This window comes from Frondihabitans sp. PAMC 28766 (assembly GCF_001577365.1).
GTDB lineage: Bacteria > Actinomycetota > Actinomycetes > Actinomycetales > Microbacteriaceae > Frondihabitans.
In genome coordinates, this window is the sequence record NZ_CP014513.1 from 191812 (window position 1) to 210540 (window position 18729).

Below are 18729 nucleotides of genomic sequence, written 5' to 3' on the forward strand. Positions count from 1 at the left end.
AGGCACAGGCCCCCGTGCGCGGATAATGGTCCGCGACATGCACAGCAACTGGTTTCTGATTCCGTTCGGCGTCGTGTTCGCCGCCATCGGGGCCATGAACGTCGTCAATCCCCGGATGGCCTTCCGGATGAACAGGTGGCAGTACAAGAACAAGGAAGCCTTCGAGCCGAGCAATGCAGCACTCGTCATGGCACGCGTGACCGGCTGTATCGCCATCGCTGTCGGAATCGGGCTCCTCGTCTTCGGCATCGTCTCGGTCACGAGCTAGGCAGGTGGCCCGATGTCCATTCGGCAGGATCGCCGACGATCAGCTCGGGAGAGCCTCGCCGTTCTCGTCGAGGTAGTCCCGCCACGACCGCGTGGGGCTCCAGCCGAGCAGCTCGCGCGCCTTCTTCGTCGAGATGCCTGACGCGTCGACCCGGTCAAGGGGACGCAACTCGATCCGGTCGCCATAGAAGCGGTGCAGGATCTCCGCGAAGTCATGCCCTCCGGCGTTGTCCGGCGACGCGATGTAGAACACCTCGTGCCCCGGCAGATCCGATTCGGCGGCGAGCACGAGAGCGTCGGCGAGGTCGTAGACGTCGATGTAGCTCCAGAGGTTGGCGCTGAGGTTCGACGGGTCGCGCACCTGCTTGCCGAGGTTCGACTCGTAGTTGTCCTCGTTGTGGACGGTGCTCGGCCGGATCGAGATCGCGCGGATGTCCGAGCGCTCGACGGCCGCGTCCATGAGCTGCTCGCCGAACGACTTCGACAGGGCGTAGGGATCCTGGGGATGCAGCGGATGCTGCTCGTCGACGGGTGCGTAGTCGGGAAGGAACGGCCGCTCGGGGAAGAAGTTGCCGACGATGCTCTCGCTCGACACGTTCACGAACCGCTTCACGCCGAAGCGGACTGCCGCCTCGATCAGGTTGAACGTCGACATGAGGTTGGTCTGGAAGACGACGTGCGGCGGGTTGCCGGTCGGCTGCGGGATCGCGGCCACGTGGACGACGACGTCGGCCCCCGCGACGACCGCGTAGGCCGAGCCGGCGTCGGTGAGGTCGGCCATCATGTACCGGCCGGGCACGACGACCCCGGCGTCGAAGACCGGCCGCACGAGGTCGATCCCCAGCACGTCGTGGCCCGCGTCGACGAACGCTTGAACGGTCGCGCGGCCCACTTTGCCGCGGGACCCCGTGATGACGACGCGCACGGCTACTCCTCGCCGGGCTTGGGGTGACCGGGGATCGAGTCGCCCGACAGGTTGAGCTCGGAGGGGTCGACTTCGATGTCTCCCCCGTCGTCCGGGCCTCCCGTGCCGGGAAGGGCCTTGATGTCGTCGAGGTCTGTGTCGGCGTCGACAGCGGCCGACTCGGCGATCGGCGAATCCTGGAGATCCTCGGTGGCAGCCTCGGAGCGAGGGCTGTCGGCGGTCGGGTCGTCGTCGTTGCCGTGATCGGCGCGTGATGCGGCGGTGTCCATGGGGCCTCCTGTCGGCGAATGCCCGTCGAACAGTAGGCGCACCGCCCCGGCGTCAATCAGGAACGTCCGCGCCCCTGGCTTGGAACCAGCCGATCAGGGGCCGCCGAGCCAGTGATCGATGCGGTGGTGGTCGGGCGCGAACCCGTTCGCCACACCCCACAGCACCGCCTGCGTGCGGCTCGTGGCACCGATCTTGCGGTAGACCGAGCGGATGTACGACTTCACCGTGTTCGGGCTGAGATAGGTCAGGCGCGCGACATCCGCGTTGCTCTTGCCCTGGGTGATCAGGGCCAGGATCTCCGACTCCCGGTCGGTGATCCCGTCGACTCGGCCCGGCCAGTCCAAGCCTGGTGCGCTCGGAGCACGTCGTGTCGGCGAGCTGACGACGATCTCGCCTCGGGCCACGGCCTCCAGCGCTTCGACGAGCTGCTTCGCGGGCAGCGTCTTCGACAGGTAGCCGTGCACCCCCTCGGCGAGGGCCGCCGCGACGAGCTCGGGCTGGAAGTTCCAGGTGTAGACGACCACGTGACGGGCCCGCGGGTTCTTCACGAGCTCGGCGATCTCGTGGTGGTCCGACTCGGGTTGCGCGAAGGAGTCGTAGAGCACCAGGTCGATCGAGTCGTCGAGAGTCGCGTTCGCGTCGATCTCCGATACGAGCACGCGGTCGCGATATCGGTCGAACATGTGCGCGAGGCCCGTGAGGACCACGTCGTAGTCGTCGACGAGTGTCACTGTCAGCGGTCGAGTCTGCGTCGTGGTCATGACTTCAGCATTCCACCCCCAGGGGTGTGATGGCACACCCCGGGGGGTGGTTGAGTCGACCCGTCGCCTGAACGGCGGCTCACCTCCGACCGGTGGTGCAACCGCAACGAAAGGGGAACCCTCCCATGTCCATCCTCGGCCTCATCATCAGCCTGCTCGTCGTCGGCCTCATCGCCGGCTTCATCGCCCGCGCCGTCGTGCCCGGCCGCCAGCACCTCTCGATCCCGATGACCATCCTGCTGGGAATCATCGGCTCGTTCGTCGGCGGCTTCCTCGGCTTCGTGCTCTTCCACCACGACGCCATGGACGGCTTCTTCCAGCCCGCCGGCATCATCGGCTCGATCATCGGCGCCATCATCGTCCTCGTCATCTACATCAACGTCGGCGGACGCCGCCGCGTCACCCGCTAGACCCCGACCGACCGAGAACCCCCGAGTGCGTCTCAGACGCCCGGGGGTTCCGTCGCGCCTGCGGCGATTGGGGGCCCTCCGACGAATGCGACCTAGTGTCGCCTCCCGTTCCCGTCGAGGCGACGTCGACGACGCAGCATCAGGATGAAGCCCGCGACGATCGCCGCCAGAGCACCCGTGACCGTAAGACCGACGCCCTGCGATCCTGTGAACGCGAGGCTCCCGGATCCTGCCCCCGCGGCGCTGACGGCCGCCTTCGCGACCGTCGCGGAGTTGGAGGCTGTGGTGTGCGGGCCGCCCGACCCGGCCGGAGGCTGCACCTGCTCGGTGGGGCTGGAGACACTGGCAGTGTTCACGATCGAGCCGGGAGCGTTGTCGGCGACGAGAGTCGTCAGCAGGATCGTGCGCGACTGGCCGACGGCGAGGTCGCCGGTCAGGACGCAGGTCACCTTCGCACCTGCGGCTCGACACGAGTCGTCGCTCGGGCTCGCCGAGACGAAGCTCAGGCCGGCTGGGAGCGGGTCGGTGACGGTGATCCGACCGGGATCCGCGGTCGGGCCGGTGTTCGTGACCGTCAGGACGTAGACGAGCTCGTGTCCGCGCGCGGCCGTGCCGCGGTGCGTCTTCGTGATCGACAGGGACGACAGAGCGGGCACGGTGATCGGGTCGGAGGCCGAGTTGTTCGACGGGTCGGAGTCGGCGGTCGTCGATGTCACCGTCGCCGTGTTCGTCACACCGGGGTAGGCCTTCGCCGTGACAGTCGTGATGATCGAGAGGGCGGGCGCCGTGGCGTCGGCGTCGAGCGTGCCGGAGAGCACGCAGGTCACCGGCGTGCCGGTCCCCGTCGCCGCCGCCACCGTGCACGTCCAGGCGCTGTCGCTTCCGTCGGTCGACACGTAGTCGAGCCCGACCGGGAGGACGTCCTGGACGGCGACGCCCGTGGCATCCGACGGCCCGTGGTTCACCACGCCGATCCGGAAGGGCAGCGCATCGCCGACGTGCGGCGACCCGGTGTGCGTCTTCGTGATCGAGAGGTCGTCGAGGGCGCCCACGGTGATCGTCGACGTCGCGACGGCCTCGGGCCCGACCTGGGCCGTGCCCGACGTCAGAGCGGCCTCGTTGGTGATCGTGGCGTCCATGACGTCCGGCGCGATCCTCGTGGTCAGCGTCAGCAGCGGAGCGGTCCCTCCGGCGACGAGCCCGGACCCGTCGGCGAGAGCGCAGTCGACGATCTGCGAGTTGATGGGATCGACCGCGCAGGTCCAGTCGGGATCGGACGATACGTAGCTGAGCCCCGCGGGGAGGGTGTCGACGACTCTGAGCGGACCGACGGCGTCGGACGGACCCGTGTTGGTCGCCACCAGGGCGTAGCGCTGCAGGTCGCCCCCGTCGGCCGTCTCGATCGGATTGCCCGACGAGTCGACTGCCGTCTTCGTGAGGGCGAGAGCGGCGGCAGCGGCGACGGTCACGTCCGCGGTGCTCGAGGCGGTGTAGCTGCCCTGCGTGTCGGTCCAGGCGAGATCCGCCTGGTTCGTCAGGACGGTTCCGTCGAGCACGGATGAGCCGACGCGCGCGGTGACGTGAAGAGTGGTCGCCCCGGGCGGCACGATGGCGTCCGAGCAGGATCCTGCGCTGTCGTCGCAGGTCCAGCCGTCGCCCGAGATCGACACCACGGTCATTCCGACCGGGGTGACGTCGGCCAGAGTGACGCTGCGTGCCGCCGACGGGCCGTCGTTCGTCACGGTCACGTCGTACGTCGCGAGAGTGCCCGCGGTGATCGTCGAGCCCGAGGTGATCGCCTTGTCGACGTGCAGTGTCGCGGCGGTCGTGATGACGGTGGGGTCACTCGCGTCGACGGTCGACGGTGCGCCCGGGCCGGTCACGCTGGCCGTGTTCGTGTAGGTGCCGGGACTCAGCGTCGGGTCGGTCGATGCGATGACGGCGATCGCCGGGAATCCGACCCCGACGTCGGCCGTCGCCTGCGTGGCGCAGGTGACGACCTGCCCGGCAGCGGAGCAGTCCCAGCCGTCGCCCGTGGCCGACGAGTAGGTCAGACCGGCAGGCAGCGTGTCCGTCACGGTCGTGCCCGCCGGGGCGTCGGAGGGCCCGTCGTTGGTGGCCGTCAGCGTGTAGGCAACGTCCTGCCCGGCCCGGATGTCACCGGCCGGGTGCGTCTTACTGAGGGAGAAGACGGTGCGCGGCGTCGAGCCGTTCGTGTAGTTCCCGCTCGAGTCCGGGGCGTTGTCGGAGTGGGCCGTCGCGACGTTCGTGATGGACGTGGTGACATCGGCGGGGACGTGAGCCACGATGACGACCGTCGCCACGTCGGATCCTGCGCCCGCCGACAGCGTGCCCTGCAGGTCGCACGTCGCTGTCGACGGGGTCGTCGACGTCTCGGAGCAGGACCACGTGCCCGTCGTGCTCGAGGACGACACGTAGGTCAGACCGTCCGGCAGCGGATCGGTGATCGACACGTGACGGGCGTCGGCCGTGCCCGTGTTCGTCACCGCGACCTGGAAGCCGACGTCCGATCCGGGCTCGACCGTCGACGAGAGGAGCGTCTTCGCGACTGAGAGCGTTGTGGCCGTGTCGACCGTGGCCGACGCGGTGGCGCTGTTGTTCAGGGGGTTCGGGTCGGCGGTGACTCCGGTCACGGTCGCCGTGTTCGACACCGTGCCGGTGAACGACGACGCCACAGTCCCGGTGAGCAGGATCGGGGGTGCGGGCGTTCCGGCGGCGAGGTCTCCGGTGAGCGTGCAGGTCACGGTGCTGCTTGCGACGGTGCAGGCCCAGTCGGGGCCGGAGGCCGCGACCTCGGAGACGCCGGACGGGATCGGATCGGTGACCGTGATCCCGGCTCGCGAGGTCGAGGGGCCGAGGTTCGACACCCCGATCTGCCAGGTCGCGGTGCTCCCGGCATGCACGGAGCCCACGGACTTCGTCACCGCGAGGTCGGCCTGCTGGACGGTCGGCACCGTCGCCGCGGAGGTGTTGTCGGTCGTGTCGGGGTCGAACGTCTTGGCGATGACGGAGGCCGAGTTCGTCACGGACTCGACGGGTGCATCGCTGTCGGTCGCCGCGGTGACGCTGATCGCCGGGAAGGAGGCCCCGTCAGCCAGGGTGTCGGTGGAGTCGGTGCGGGTGCAGGTGAACGAGCCGCTGCTGTTCGGCGTCGTGCAGCTCCAGCCGGTGCCCGACGCCCCGGTGATCGTCACATCGGCCGGCAGGGTGGTCGGGCTGTCGGTGACGGTGAACGGGCCGACGGCCGTGTCGCCTCCCTTGTTGGAGACGGTGAGCTTCCACGCCGAGACAGTGGTGCCCGCGACGAGGGGCTGATCGGCGGTCTTCACGATGGCCACATCTGCGGAGTCGATCTCTGCGGAGGCGGTTGCCGCGGGCCCGGTGTAGGAGCCGTCGGCGTCGTGCGTCGCGCCGGTCGGGTCGGTGGAGACGGCCGAGATCGAGTTCACGTGCGGGTTGGACGCACCGGTGCCCGGCGTCTGCGTGGCCGCGGAGGCCGGCACGGCCTGGTAGTCGAGCTCGCTCGTCGTCCCGGCGCCGGGCAGGGCGCCGAGGTTGCCGAAGGCGAGGGTCTGCACCCCGCCGGCCGTGGTGACCGTCGGGTCGGCGATGGCCTGTGCCGAGCCTCCCGCCACCGAGTAGGTGGCGGAACCGGGCACGTAGGTCCAGTTCGCCGGGAGGGTGTCGGTCGGTGCCAGCGTGGTCGCCGCGGCGCCGGTATTGGTGAAGACGACGCGCCAGGGGAAGGGCTGACCGACGTAGGCGAGGGTGCCGGCGGCAGCGCTCTTCCTGAGCGTCACGTTCGGCACGCTCGGCGTGACCTTGGCGGTCGCCGCCGTTCCCGCCCCGTAGGCGACGCCGGCGCCCTCGACGGAGTTGTACGAGGCGACGTTGGCGGTGTTCGTCAGTGCGGCCGTGTGCAGCGTCGTGGAGTCGGCGAAGGTCGCCGAGTACGTGTAGGTCTTCGAGCTCGACGCCGCGATGGTGACTCCCGACCAGGTGATGGTCCCGCCCCCGGTCGCGGTCTGGCCCGAGAGGGAGCCGTTGGAAGCGAGCGAGGTCGGATCGACGATCACGCCGTTCGGCACGACGTCGGTGACGACGGTGTCGTAGGCGGCGCTCGCGTTGGCGTTCGCCGGGTTCGTCGCCGTCACGGCATAGGTGAAGACGTCGCCCGGCTTCGGCGTCGCGGCACCGGAAGCGGTACCGCCGGGAGGCGTGACCGTCTTCGCCACCGTGATGGCGGGCGTCGTGACGGTTGTCGTCGCCGCCGTCGACGTGACGGACCGGTCGAAGGTCGCCGTCACGGAGGTGGGAGCACCTTTCTCAGAAGCATTCCACTTCAGGATCGCCGTGTTGGCCAGGGCCGTGCCGCGGGCCGTCGACACGGTCGTGGACAGCTGCACCGCGAAGGTGACGGTCAGCGGCCGAGTCGCGGTGCCGGAGGTGATCTGCGGGAACGTCCAGCCGATCGTCGTACGGTTCCCGGCGGTCGTCGTCGTCAGCGGAGTGCAGGTGATCGGTGACCCGGCCAGGGTGCAGGTGGCTGTTCCCGAGAGGGTCATCCCGGCGGGAAGCTGATCGGTGATGGTGGGGTCGTAGAGGGTCACGTTCGCGGGCACGCCGGACGAGATCGTGTAAGAGACGGATCCGCCGGCTGGAACCTTGGCCGCCGACACGGTCTTGGTCACGGTCGGAGCGACGACGGTGACGGTCGCCTGCGCGGCAGCAGCCTCGACGCCCTCGACCGTGCTGTCGCGCACGCCGTCGGACAGCGTCGAGGTGACCACCTTGGCCGTGTTCGTGTAGGTGTCGCTGGAGACGGCCGTCGAGTTGACCGTGGCGACGACGTCGACGAGCGTGCTCGCGCCGGGCGCGAGCGTGCCGACGCTGAACACGAGGCGCGTCGTCCCGGTCAGGCACAGCTCGCTGGTGCCGATGACCGGAGTGCTCTGATCCCCGGGAGAGTTGGAGGTGAGAGTGACGCCGCTGGTGGTCGAGGTGAACGACTGGTAAGTCAGGCCCGCGGGGAGGCAGTCGACGATGACGCTGTCGTAGCCCGACGGTGATCCTGCGGTGTTGCCGGCGGTGAGAGCGAAGGTGATGCTCTGGCCCGCGGCCACGTTCGTCGACGGACTGGCGGTCTTGGTCAGGGTCGGAACGGGCGCGACGACGGCGATGGTCTTGCTCGCCGTCTGCGGCGGGACGGCGGCGGCGCCGGAAGCGCTCGAGACGTTGCTGGTGAATGTGGCCGTGTTGGTCTTGTTGCCGAGGCTCGTGGCCGGATCGACCTCGAGACCGGTGACCTGCACGGCGAAGGTCTGGTCGGTCGTCCCGCTGTCATAGGTCGCGGGGAACGTCAACGAGCCGGAGGCGCCGAGGGTGAAGGTGCCGCCGTCGAAGGTGAAGGTGCCGGGGCCTGCGTCGTGCCGTCCGGCAGCGTGACCACGTACGTCGGCGACGACCCGACGATGCCGGAGACACCGGGATCCGTGAGGAGTCCCGAGTAGACGGTCGTGCCGTGGGGCACTGTCACGCCGTACCGGTAGCTCACGGACTCGCCCTGGACGGCCTTGTCGACGGCCGTCTCGTAGGTGGTGGACGTGCCGACCAGCCCGGTCTTGGTGACGACGGTGGCGGGCACCGTGACCGTGGCGGAGCCGTTCGCCGCCTGCGCGTTGGCGCTCGCGCTGTTCGTCGCCGACAGCGAGTTCGCCGGGGAGAACGCCGCCTCGGACGGGCTGCCGGCCGAGGTGTCGGTCGTGGGAGAGTCGAACGAGACGACCGATGCCACGTTGGTGAGCGACGTCGTCACGCTCACCCCCGCGGGGACGGTCAGCGAGTAGGTGACGGCCGAATCCGAGGAGGCCGCGATGGTCGGGATCGTCCAGACGATCACGCTCGCCGACGACTGGGAGGGGACGATTCCGAGCGGGGCCGTGTCCGAACAGGATCCGAGGTTCGAGATCGTGGTCACGGCGGCGCAGGTCACGCCGGCCGGCAGCGCATCCCACACGGTCACGTCGTCGGTCTGCACGTCGTTGCCCTGGGCCGCCGTGCCGAGGTTGGAGACGTCGAGCCGGTAGCCGAGCACGGAGCCCTCCCGGGCGGTCGCATTCGTGACGGGACCGGCGACGGGGTCGGTGCTGTCTGAGACGATCGTCTTGGCCAGAGCCACCTGCGGGGCTGGGACGACCTGGAAGTTCGCCTTGTCGCGCAGCGAGAGGGCCTGGCCGGCCGTGTTGGTCTCGCTGTACTTCATCAGGTTGCCCTGAATGTCCGGGGTCGTCGCCGTCGAGGCCGGGGAGGTGACGAGTGCGCTGACGTAGATGACCGCGGTGACGCCCTGATCGACGTAGAGGCCCGTCAGGCCCTTGCGCGTCGAACCGAGGGTCCAGGCGGCCCGGGAGGTGCGCGTGGTGGGCGCCGAGTACTGGCCGGCGGGGAGGGTGTTGCCGGTGCCGGCGTCGCCCAGGACGGAGTTCTCGTAGATGGCGTCGGACGGGAGGAAGTCGGTGATCCGCGCATTGCGGGTCAGGGTGTCGGCCGAGAACTGCACGGTGAGCTGGAAGCAGACCCGGTCGCCCAGTCGGAACGCGGGGCCGGAGGTGGTCTCGGTCGAGACATAGCTTCCCGCGTTCGAGTCGGCGGCGCAGTCCGAGACGCCCGACACGGCGGTGCGAGGCAGGATCTTCTTCGAGATGACGGGCCCGCTGGTCGTCTTCGTGAAGCTCGACGTGTCGGTGACCGGCTCCGTCGTCGGTGTCTGACCGGTGGCGGGAACGGCGGTGGAGGTGCCGGCGATGCCGACGTTGTTGGTGAACGTGTCGCCCGCGGCCGTCGGCAGGCCGGTCGTCGAATAGGCGGAGCGCATCAGCACGTTGTAGCCGATCGTGACGGACGTGTCCGGGGCGAGGGTGGCCGTGGTCGGGACGAGCGTCAGAGTGAACTTCCCCGTCGAGGCGTCATAAGCGACGTTCGTCGCTGTGGCGTTCGTGATCGTCCCGGCGACGCCCGGCGTCTGGGTCGGATCGCAGTCCGCGGGGACGGGGTCACCCGACCGGGGCGTCGTGGCCGGAACGGCCGGGCACAGGCCGTCGTCGAGCACGTCCGTGATCGTCATGCCGCTGTCCGAGACGTACTCGCTCGAACGCACCAGCAGCGAGTAGTGGCTGAGCTGCCCCGAGACGAAGGAGGTGGAGTCACTGGATTTGACGATCGAGAGGTCGGACGCCTTGATCGTGACCGAATCCGTCGCCGACACCGTCGTGGAGGCACCCGAGGCGACTTCGCCCGTGTAGGTGCCCGTGGCGACGGCCGTGTTCGTGTACGCCGTCGCGTTTCCGACCTGGCGGGTGAGCGCCCCGCTGTTGTTGTCGAGGTTCGCCGTCTGTACGAGAGAAGTGGCCGACGGCACGGCTCCGCTCCACGTCGTCGTGTTCTCCCGCAGCGGGACGGCGGCCACGTACTGGATGGTCTGCGGCGTGGTCGACGTGATCGAGCCGAGACTCCACGTCACCTGCGTGTAGACGCCGGCCGGCTGCCCGGCGGGGTTGCTGACGGTCGCGACGCTCACCGGCTGCGGACACGCACTCGCGGGCAGAGCTGTCTGGTACGTCTGATCGAGACGAGGGGCACCGCCGTACTCGACCGCTCCGGGCGTGGAGTTGTCGACCGCACCGCAGCCGAGGAACTCGAGGCCCGCCGGCAGGTAGTCGACGAGGGTCACTCCGGACGTCGCCGCGTCGGAGGTGTCCTCGACCTTGAGCGTATAGACCGTCGGCTGGTCATGGACGCCGCGCATCAGCTCGTGCTCGGGGCTCGGTTCCGTCTTCGTCACCTTCAGGGCCGAGATCGTCGTGGACGACGCGGTGGCGGAGGCCGAGTCGGTGTAGGTGCCGGCGACGGCGTTCCCGTCCGCATCGAACGACGGAACCGTTCGAGGGTCGGACTGCGCGTAGGCGTTCGCCGTCCCCGCGAAGGTGCTTCCGACCGGAGCCGTGCTCTGCACCTGGAAACCGACGGACGCCGACGAGCTCGCGCTCAGGTCGGAGAGGTTCTGCCACACCAGCACCTGGTGGGTGACCGCCGGCGGCCCCGCGGCGTCGGTGATCGTCACGATGGTCGGGTCGCCGGCCGCGGCTCCGGCGGATCCGGCTACGTAGGTCACACCTGCCGGGAGGACGTAGGTGAACGAGACGTTGTACTCGTCGGTCGCCGTGGGGTTCGTGGCGGTGAGAGTCACTGTCGCGGGCTGACCCGCGAGGACGCTGCCCGAAGAGACGGCGGTGAGGGTCATCGTGCTCGCAGCCTGAGCCACCTCGGAGGGCACTGTGGCGAGACCGACGGCGATCAGCAGAACGGCCAGCACAGCGGCGAGTGGTCGCGTGAGCCACGCGGTCAGCTTCGACGAAGGGTCACGGCTCAGGAGGGAGGCGACGGAAAAACGCACGGGACTGCCTTCGGCTCAGGAACCGTTCGCGCCAGAACGCGTCGACGATGCCTAGGTCGGAAGTCGTGAAGGTGTCACGACAGCAAAGGGGTGGGATCTTCTCGCGAAGACATTGCTGCCGCTATTCATACCGGAAATCAGGCGACAGAACACGTCCTCCGTTAGGGGGACCCGGAGAGTTCGCGTCGGCCGGAACCGAGCCGGGCCGCGTACGACCAGGCCACGAGGGCGCCCACGGCGAGAATCGCAGCGAGGATGCCGATGGCCGGGATGACACCGAGGGTCGCCCCCGCGACACCGAGCGTGATGCCACCCCCGGTCCGCAGCCCGGAGGCGAACATGCCGTAGACACCGAGCGTGCGGCCCCGTTCGCCAGGCGGTGCCTCGAGTTGGACGATGCTCTGCGAGATCGACAGCGAGGCGATCTCGCCGACGCCAGCCACGACGAGCGGGGCGATCGCGAGAGGGTAGCTGCCGGTCAGGGCGAAGGCGACGATGGCGCCGCCGAACACGACTGTCGACAGCACGGCCGCGTGGAGGGTCGGGCGGACGACGCCGGTCGCCTCGAGCAGGAATCCGCCGACGACACCACCCAGCCCCATCGCGAACAGCAGGGTTCCGTAGGTCAGATCGCCCGACGATCCTGCGCCGAGGCGGGCCGCGAACACCGGCATCGACGACGGCAGGGCGTTGCCGATCGTGATGCCCATGAGCCCCGAGATGATGATCATCGCGACGATGAGGTGGTTCGAACGGATTCGGCGCAGCACCCGCAGGGTGTCACGGAACCCGACCTGGACCACGTTCGTGACGACGTTCTGATCGCGGGTATGGCCGGTGAACGGGGTCCGGATCATCAGGATCGTCATCGGCAGGTAAAGCAGGACGTTGACGTAGATGCCGCCGATCGGGCCGAGCCAGAGCAGGAGGGCCGAGCCGACCACCGGGCCGAACAGGATGCCGAGGCTCTGGAAGGTCGCGTTCATGCGCACCGCGCTCGGCAGGTCGGAGCGGTCGACGAAGTCGTGCAGCATGAGCTGCTCGGCCGGGCCCCAGAGCGAGCCCGCCGTGCCGTGCAGCACGAGCAGGATGCACGCCTCCCACACGGTGAGACTGTGAGTGATGAACAGCGTGCCCCAGCCTGCCGAGACCAGCATGAAGAGGATCTGAGCGGCCTGGATCAGCTTCCGGCAGTCGTACTTCTCAGCGAGGGTGCCCGACCAGACCGACAGGAGCAGGAACGGCAGCCAGTGGCTGATGATCTGGAACCCGACGAGCTCGGGCGAGTGGAAGGTCTGCCACAGCACCCAGTACGTGATGACGTGCTCGGTGTTGTCGGCCATCATCGACAGGCCGGACGTGAAGAGGTACGGCCGGGAGTCGCGGTTGCGCAGGGCGGCGAAGCGTCGGGGGGCGACGGCTTCTAGGGCGCCGGAGGTCGGCTCGGGTGCGGGCATCGGCTTCCTCGATTTGTTGTCCGCATAAACATACCGGAAATCGCCTCAGGCGAACGGGCTCGTACCCGTGCGACGAAAGCCCGGACGGCTTCGCCTTCCGACCGACCCGCAGGGCGCCGCCTGCGAGGCGTATGGCATCAGGAGGCGGCCTCGAGGACGACCCACGGCCGAACCCTCGCGTCGTTCCCGTCACGAGCCAGGTTCTCGTCTCCTTCCAGTGAAGGCTTCCATTCAACCCATCTGGCTCGCGACGAGGTGCGCGACCCGCATCTGGTTCGCAGGATCCTGCGCCTCGTCACTCGGTCTCGTCACCTGGTCGCCTTCGCGGTGGCTGCCCGTGGGGACCGCGGCGGCAGCGTCGTGGATGTTCTGCAGACGCGGGAGGCGAGCAGGTGGGCGACCTGCTCGCCGATCCCGCTGGTCGCGCCCGTCAGCACAGCAGTGCCGAGGGTGTCGGTCACAGCCCGTACCCGCCGGCGACCTCGATGGTCTGCGCGGTGATCCAGGCGCCGTCGTCGGAGGCGAGGAAGGTGATGACCTTGCCGATGTCGTCGGGCTCGCCGATCCGCCCGAGGAGGGTGCGGTCGGCCATCATCTGCACGGCCTGCGGGTATTTCGCGAAGGCGTCTCCGCCGAGGCGGGTACGGGTTGCGCCGGGCGCGATCGCGTTGACGCGGATGCCGCGGACGCTGAGTTCCTTTGCGAGATAGGACGTGAAGACTGGGATCGCTCCCTTCAGGGAGCCGTAGGCGGAGTAGCCGGGCTCGATGCCGCTGGGCATCGAGCTGTTGCTCGCGGTCGTGATGATCGAGCCGCCGTCGTCGAGGAGCGGCAGCAGGTGCTGGGTGAGGAAGTAGGGGCCTTTCACGTTCACCCGGTAGAGCCGGTCGAACATGTCTTCACTGGTGCTCTCGAACGGCGACGACTCCCCGAACCCGGCGTTGTTGACCAGCGTGTTGAACGTCAGGGAGCCCCATTTCTCGGCCAGGACGTCCTTCACCTCGGTCGTGAATTCGGCGAACGTCTCGCTGCGGCCGGTGTCGAGCCGGAGAGCGACAGCGGTGCCGCCGGCGTCCTCGATCGCGGCGACAGTGTCGTCCGCTCCGTCGGCGTTGCCGTTGTAGGTCAGGATCACGCCGGAGCCACGGGCTGCTAACTGGATGGCGGCGCTCTGGCCGATCCCGGAACTGGCTCCTGTGACGATTGCGATGCTCATTCTTCTTCTCCTTCAGTCGGCTGTTCGGTGTTCTTCCATGCAAGCGCGAGCACGACGATCGACCGAGTCGATTCGTCTCTGCTTCTTGCCTGATCCTGCTTTTTCGTCGCGAAGTCGCTTTGCCTCGAGGGCCTGGAATGGTTGACTCAAGCCATGCCGCTCGACGACCTGCGCATCCTCATCAGCCGTCACGCGCGCGACGGCAGCACCGAGGTCATGGACGGCGTGCGCGTCTCGCGCAGCGAAGACCCGTCTCCCGAAGACGTGACGATGACGGGCACCGTGTTCGCTCTGATCGCGCAGGGGCAGAAGACCCTCGGGCTCGGAAGCCGCCTCTACGAATACCGGGCCGGCGAGTACCTCGTGTCATCGGTCGACCTGCCCGTCAGCGGCCAGTTCACCGGCGCCAGCCACGCCGTACCCGCCCTCGGGTTCGGCATCGCGCTCCGCCCGCAGCTCGTCGCCGACCTGCTCCTGAACCCCGCCGCCGCCGACATGATCCGGGCCAGACGGGGCGTCCCCGTCCCGTCCGGGCTCGCCGTCAGCGCCGCCTCCCCCGATCTCATCGATGCCGTGGCCCGCATGCTGCGTCTGCTCGATCGTCCCCGCGACATCCCCGTCGTCGCACCCTTGATCGAGCGCGAGATCGTGTGGTTGCTCATGACCGGCGACCAGGGCGGCACCGTCCGCCAGCTGGGCCTTGCCGACTCCGGCCTCAGCCGCATCGGGCGAGCCGTCGAGTGGATTCGCGAGCACTACATGGAGAGCATCCGGATCGAGTTCCTCGCCCAGCTCGCCCAGATGAGCACCTCCGCGTTCCACCGCGGTTTCCAGGCGGTCACCGCGCTCAGCCCCATCCAGTTCCAAAAGCAGATCCGACTGCAGGAGGCCAGGATCCTGCTCCTGGCGCAACCGAAGGACGTCGCGGGTGCCGCGTACGCCGTCGGCTACGAGAGCGCCTCCCAATTCAACCGCGAATACCGCCGACAGTTCGGCACACCCCCCGGCCGAGACGCGAGCCGGTTGCGCGCGTCCGCCGCCATAACGGTCATCGCCTGACGCCCGTCGCAGCTGCTAGGTGAGCGAATGGACCAGAGCCTGGTAGGCGCGGTCCACCGCGCGATGGGCCGCAGGGACCCGGGGGACCATCTGCTGGAATCCGTGCGTGAGCATCGGGTTCGGAAGATAGATCAGCGGCACGTCGGCTCGGATCAGGGCCTCGGCCAGGGCCCGGCCCTCGTCGCGCAGAGGGTCGAACCCAGCGGTTGTCAGGACGGTCGGCGGCAGCCCCTCGAGGCTCTGGTCCAAGAGCCGCTGCGCCGACGCGCTCTCGTAGACGCTCCAGAAGTAGGCCATGTCGGTCGCCTCGAGCAGAAAGCCGCGACCATTCGCCCGGTAGGAGTCGTTGGCCTGTGCGTCCCGATCGACAACCGGGTACAGCAAGAGCAGGGCGTCGAGGTGGACGGCCGAACCGGCGAGCGACAGAGCCGTCGAGAGGGCCAGGTTCCCGCCGGCGCTGTCCCCGGCGAGAGACAGACTGCGGATGCCGGCCCTCGACGCCACCGCTCGAGCGGCCGCGACGCAGTCCTCGAGGGCTGCCGGGAAGGGGTTCTCTGGCGCCAGGCGGTACTCGACGGAGACGACCTCGCCGCCGACGGTCATCGCGAGGTAGCGCATGTCGTCGTCGTACGATTCCAGGTCTCCCGCGACCCAGCCTCCGCCGTGGAAGTAGACGATGACGTCGGCGCGAGACAGCACCGCATGCTCCGGCGAGTAGTAGGTGCGCGCCTTGATGCCTCGCCCGTCGGGGCCGTCGAGAACGATGTCCACGGTGTCGACGAGGTCGAGCCTCGCGCGGTCGACCGGGCCGCGGAAGATCGGAGCATTTCGCCGAAAGGCGTTCCGCCTTTCCGCCGGTGTCGGCCCCGGCAACGACGACGACGACGACGAGTCGGCGGCGGCGAGCTCAGCGATCAGCTCCGCGACGTCTGCGTCTGGCCTGACACACACGGCCTCCACGACGACTTCGTCGGTCACGATCGGAATTTCAGCAGCGAACGGCGGCGGCGGTAGGCGTCGAGAGCCACGGCGATGACGAGGATCGCGCCGATGATCATGCTCGAGTAGAGGGCCGGCACGTTGGCGATGGCGAGGCCATTGTTGATGGTCGCGAACAGGAGGGCTCCCAGAGCCGTCCCGCCGATGCTTCCGACGCCGCCGAACAGGCTGGTGCCGCCGATGAGAACTGCGCTGGTCGCGGTGAGCGTGACCGAAGCGCCGCCGGCGCCGAGCTGGCCGCTGCCCGTCTGACTGGCGAACAGGATCCCCGCGACGGCCGCGATCCCGCCGGCACCGAGGTAGATCCACAGGTTGGTGCGCTTCGCCGAGATGCCGTTGGCGTTGGCCGCGTTCAGCCCGCCGCCGACGGCCTTGACGTTGAACCCGAAGCGGCTGCGCTGGAGGACGAAGTGGTAGATCACGCCGATGATCACGCCGTAGATGATCAGGTTCGGCACGTGCAGGACACTGCCCTGGCCGAAGGCGTCGAAGCCGGCGGGAAGCGGCTGGATGTCCTGGCCGCCGGTGAAGAGCACGACTGCTCCTGCGACGAAGTAGAAGGTGCCCAGAGTCGTGATGATCGGGGGCACTGTGAGGCGCTGGATGATGAACGCGTTCAACAGCCCCACGACGCAGCCGAGCGCGACACCGATCAGCACTGCGAGCGGCCAGAAGACGCCGATCGACATGAGCCAGGTGGCGCAGATCGCCCCGAGGGTGAAGGTCGAACCGATCGAGAAGTCGAACCCGCTGGCGACGACGACGAGCGTGAGCCGCAGGCGAGGACAAAGTAGACGACGGTCGACGAGAGCAGGTTGATGATGTTGCCGCTGGAGAAGAAGACGGGGTTGAGCACGCCGATGACGATCGCGAAGGCGATGATGACGCCGACGAGGGTCACCTCCTGGCGTTTGGCGATCTCACCGAACCGGAAGGAGGTCGTGACGAGCTGGGCTCCGTCGGTGGTGATGGTCGGTTTCTCGAGTTGCGTGGTCATGCGTCGACCTCCTGTCGTGCGCCGGTGATGAGGCTGATGATCTCGTCGCGGCTGGTCTCCGCGACGCGGTGGGCCTTCGACGTGTTGCCGAGGCGCATGACCTGGACGCGGTCGGCGAACTGGAAGACGAACTCCATGTCGTGGCAGATGAGCACGACGGCCTTGCCCTCGTTGCGGAGGTTCGTGATGATCTCGCCGACGTGAGCGGTCTCCTGCACGCCGAGGGCGGCGGTGGGCTCGTCGAGCAGGATGATCTCGGCGGACTCGAGCCGGACGGCACGCGAGATGGCGATCACCTGCCGCTGGCCTCCCGAGAGCATGCCGACGGGGTCAGCACCGATTTCACGCGCACGTTGAGCCGCTTCAGCAGTTCCGTCGCCTCGCGGTCCATCCTCTTCTTGTCGACCAGGAGGCCCTTCCGCGGGAAGTCACCGAGGAAGAGGTTGGTCGAGATGTCCAGGACCTCGACGAGGGCGAGATCCTGCTGCACCGTCGAAATGCCCGCCCGGCGTGCGATCGCGGGAGACGCGAGTGTGACGGGCTCGCCCTTGATCCTGATCTCACCGGACGACGGCTCGTAGATGCCAGAAAGCAGCTTCAGCATGGTCGACTTGCCGGCGCCGTTGTCGCCGACGATGCCGAGCACCTCGCCCGGGTAGAGCTCGAGATCGGCGTGGCGGAGGGCGACGACGGAGCCGAAGTTCTTGCTCGCACCGTGGACGGTGAGGATGGGCTCGGTCGTGCCGGTGCTGTGCGAATCGGTCATCACTGGAACTTTCCGCTCGCGATGAGCTTGGCGTAGTCGCCCTTCGTGGCGAACAGGATCTTGGTGGCGATATCGGTGCTCTTGCCCTTCAGCGCTCCAGAGGAGAACTGTGACAGCCCGTCGATGGCCGTCGTGCCGATCCCGCACATGTCCTGGAGGAGGAACGAGTAGACGTAGCCGTCCTTCATGCCGGGCACCGAGCCGCTGTACTTGCTGTTGGTGGTCAGGAAGACCTTGCCCTTGAGGTTGTTCTGCTTGAGCACCGAGATGATCGGTGATGTCGCCGCGCCCTCGTTGGTGACGATCATGTTCATCGTCGGGTGCGCCGTGAGCATCGCGTTGATGAGGTTCGGGTCCTGCGTCGGGTCTCCGGCGTCATAGCGGGTATCGAGGATCTTGATGCCCGACGACGGGTTCGCGGCCACCCACTTGGTGAACGCGGTGATGAACTGGGCATCGGGGCCGGTCGCGCCCTCGGTGACGAAGCCCACATTCTCGGTCTTGCTCTTCTTCGCGACGGTCTCCGCTGCGAGCTGCCCGAACTGCGAGAACGAGGTGCCGACGTTGATGTCGTTGTTCTTGGTCTGGCCGCCCTCGACGCTGGCCGTGTAGATGCCCTTGTTCTTGGCCTGCAGGAAGAGAGGATCGAACTGCGCTGCGCTGACCGGGAAGGTCACGATGGCATTCGTCTTGATCGCGATGGCCTGCTGGACCCGGTTGACCATGTAGGTCGTGTCGATCGATGAGCCGGTCTGACCGCTCTGGGTGAAGGTCATGCCCTTCTTCTTCGCCTCCTTGGCCATGCACTGGCCGATGACCTTCCAGGCGGGGTAATCCGGAAGCGGATTCACGAACGTGACGGACTTGATCTTGGTGCCGGAGCCAGAGCCTGACGTGCTTGCGGTCGAGGCGGCGCCGGTGCTGGTGCAGCCGGCGAGAGCCAGAGCCAGCACCGCTGTTGTGGCGAGGGCTGCGGCGCGAATGGTGCGTGTGGACAACTCGACCTCCATTGGTGAGTAGAGGAAGCCGGAGCGACTTCCTTGTCGTGGGGATGCTGTGGGTGAAGCTCAGGGCCGGAGCCCGAGGTGATGCGATGAATCTAGTAGCGTGTCGCTTCTAACTGTTTGGG

The 18729-nt window shown here is 68.2% G+C and carries 17 protein-coding genes; 3 read left to right on the top strand and 14 right to left on the bottom strand.

Annotated elements, in window-relative coordinates; genetic code table 11:
* Window positions 1-37 precede the first annotated feature (37 nt).
* The gene (locus AX769_RS00880) at window positions 38-268 is read left to right on the top strand and encodes a DUF6199 family natural product biosynthesis protein (RefSeq protein ID WP_157887370.1); all 231 of its coding nucleotides are present in this window, start codon (window positions 38-40) and stop codon (window positions 266-268) included.
* A 39-nt stretch (window positions 269-307) separates the two neighbouring features.
* On the opposite strand, the gene AX769_RS00885 is transcribed toward AX769_RS00880, so the two are convergent.
* The 3 genes from AX769_RS00885 to AX769_RS00895 all read right to left on the bottom strand — a co-directional run bounded on the left by AX769_RS00885 (window position 308) and on the right by AX769_RS00895 (window position 2223).
* The gene (locus tag AX769_RS00885) at window positions 308-1192 is read right to left on the bottom strand and encodes an NAD(P)-dependent oxidoreductase (protein ID WP_066274886.1); all 885 of its coding nucleotides are present in this window, start codon (window positions 1190-1192) and stop codon (window positions 308-310) included.
* A gap of 2 nt (window positions 1193-1194) precedes the next feature.
* Complete coding sequence (locus tag AX769_RS00890) at window positions 1195-1461, bottom strand: hypothetical protein (RefSeq protein WP_066274889.1); 267 nt, start codon at window positions 1459-1461, stop codon at window positions 1195-1197.
* 93 nt (window positions 1462-1554) lie between these two features.
* Complete coding sequence (locus AX769_RS00895) at window positions 1555-2223, bottom strand: response regulator transcription factor (protein ID WP_066274891.1); 669 nt, start codon at window positions 2221-2223, stop codon at window positions 1555-1557.
* 131 nt (window positions 2224-2354) lie between these two features.
* Between AX769_RS00895 and AX769_RS00900 the strand changes: the two genes are divergently transcribed.
* Window positions 2355-2633, top strand: coding sequence for a GlsB/YeaQ/YmgE family stress response membrane protein (locus AX769_RS00900; protein WP_066282981.1), 279 nt, complete (start codon window positions 2355-2357; stop codon window positions 2631-2633).
* Window positions 2634-2725: 92 nt separating this feature from the next.
* On the opposite strand, the gene AX769_RS00905 is transcribed toward AX769_RS00900, so the two are convergent.
* From AX769_RS00905 to AX769_RS00920, 5 genes are all read right to left on the bottom strand, one after another.
* A complete protein-coding gene (locus AX769_RS00905; protein ID WP_066274894.1) occupies window positions 2726-8017 on the bottom strand; it encodes an isopeptide-forming domain-containing fimbrial protein in 5292 nt (1763 codons plus the stop codon).
* Window positions 8014-11106 (bottom strand): DUF11 domain-containing protein, encoded by a 3093-nt coding sequence (locus AX769_RS23520; protein ID WP_066274896.1) that lies wholly within the window; start codon window positions 11104-11106, stop codon window positions 8014-8016. The genes AX769_RS00905 and AX769_RS23520 overlap by 4 nt, the downstream gene beginning before the upstream one ends.
* Before the next feature lie 161 nt (window positions 11107-11267).
* Window positions 11268-12563: an MFS transporter gene (locus tag AX769_RS00915; protein WP_066274897.1), complete on the bottom strand. Its 1296-nt coding sequence runs from the start codon at window positions 12561-12563 to the stop codon at window positions 11268-11270.
* Window positions 12564-12871: 308 nt separating this feature from the next.
* On the bottom strand, window positions 12872-13024 hold the full coding sequence (locus AX769_RS23525; protein WP_157887371.1) for a hypothetical protein: 153 nt from the start codon (window positions 13022-13024) through the stop codon (window positions 12872-12874).
* A complete protein-coding gene (locus AX769_RS00920) occupies window positions 13021-13779 on the bottom strand; it encodes an SDR family NAD(P)-dependent oxidoreductase (RefSeq protein WP_066274899.1) in 759 nt (252 codons plus the stop codon). The genes AX769_RS23525 and AX769_RS00920 overlap by 4 nt, the downstream gene beginning before the upstream one ends.
* A gap of 153 nt (window positions 13780-13932) precedes the next feature.
* On the opposite strand from AX769_RS00920, the gene AX769_RS00925 reads away from it, so the two are divergent.
* Window positions 13933-14838 (top strand): AraC family transcriptional regulator, encoded by a 906-nt coding sequence (locus AX769_RS00925; RefSeq protein WP_066274903.1) that lies wholly within the window; start codon window positions 13933-13935, stop codon window positions 14836-14838.
* A 15-nt stretch (window positions 14839-14853) separates the two neighbouring features.
* Here AX769_RS00925 and AX769_RS00930 read toward each other — a convergent pair whose 3' ends face one another.
* The 6 genes from AX769_RS00930 to AX769_RS00955 are packed head-to-tail and all read right to left on the bottom strand — an operon-like array spanning window position 14854 to window position 18598.
* Window positions 14854-15816 carry an alpha/beta hydrolase gene (locus AX769_RS00930; RefSeq protein ID WP_157887372.1) on the bottom strand — a complete coding sequence of 321 codons (963 nt, stop codon included), beginning with the start codon at window positions 15814-15816 and terminating at the stop codon, window positions 14854-14856.
* Window positions 15813-16571 (bottom strand): ABC transporter permease, encoded by a 759-nt coding sequence (locus tag AX769_RS00935; protein ID WP_239452070.1) that lies wholly within the window; start codon window positions 16569-16571, stop codon window positions 15813-15815. The genes AX769_RS00930 and AX769_RS00935 overlap by 4 nt, the downstream gene beginning before the upstream one ends.
* Complete coding sequence (locus tag AX769_RS24935; RefSeq protein ID WP_066274910.1) at window positions 16490-16834, bottom strand: hypothetical protein; 345 nt, start codon at window positions 16832-16834, stop codon at window positions 16490-16492. The genes AX769_RS00935 and AX769_RS24935 overlap by 82 nt, the downstream gene beginning before the upstream one ends.
* Window positions 16831-17154, bottom strand: coding sequence for an ATP-binding cassette domain-containing protein (locus tag AX769_RS25610; RefSeq protein ID WP_066274913.1), 324 nt, complete (start codon window positions 17152-17154; stop codon window positions 16831-16833). Before AX769_RS25610 ends, AX769_RS24935 begins: the two co-directional genes overlap by 4 nt.
* Complete coding sequence (locus AX769_RS25615; RefSeq protein ID WP_066274916.1) at window positions 17127-17600, bottom strand: ATP-binding cassette domain-containing protein; 474 nt, start codon at window positions 17598-17600, stop codon at window positions 17127-17129. The genes AX769_RS25610 and AX769_RS25615 overlap by 28 nt, the downstream gene beginning before the upstream one ends.
* Window positions 17600-18598 (bottom strand): sugar ABC transporter substrate-binding protein, encoded by a 999-nt coding sequence (locus AX769_RS00955; protein ID WP_157887373.1) that lies wholly within the window; start codon window positions 18596-18598, stop codon window positions 17600-17602. Before AX769_RS00955 ends, AX769_RS25615 begins: the two co-directional genes overlap by 1 nt.
* Between the last annotated feature and the right edge of the window lie 131 nt (window positions 18599-18729).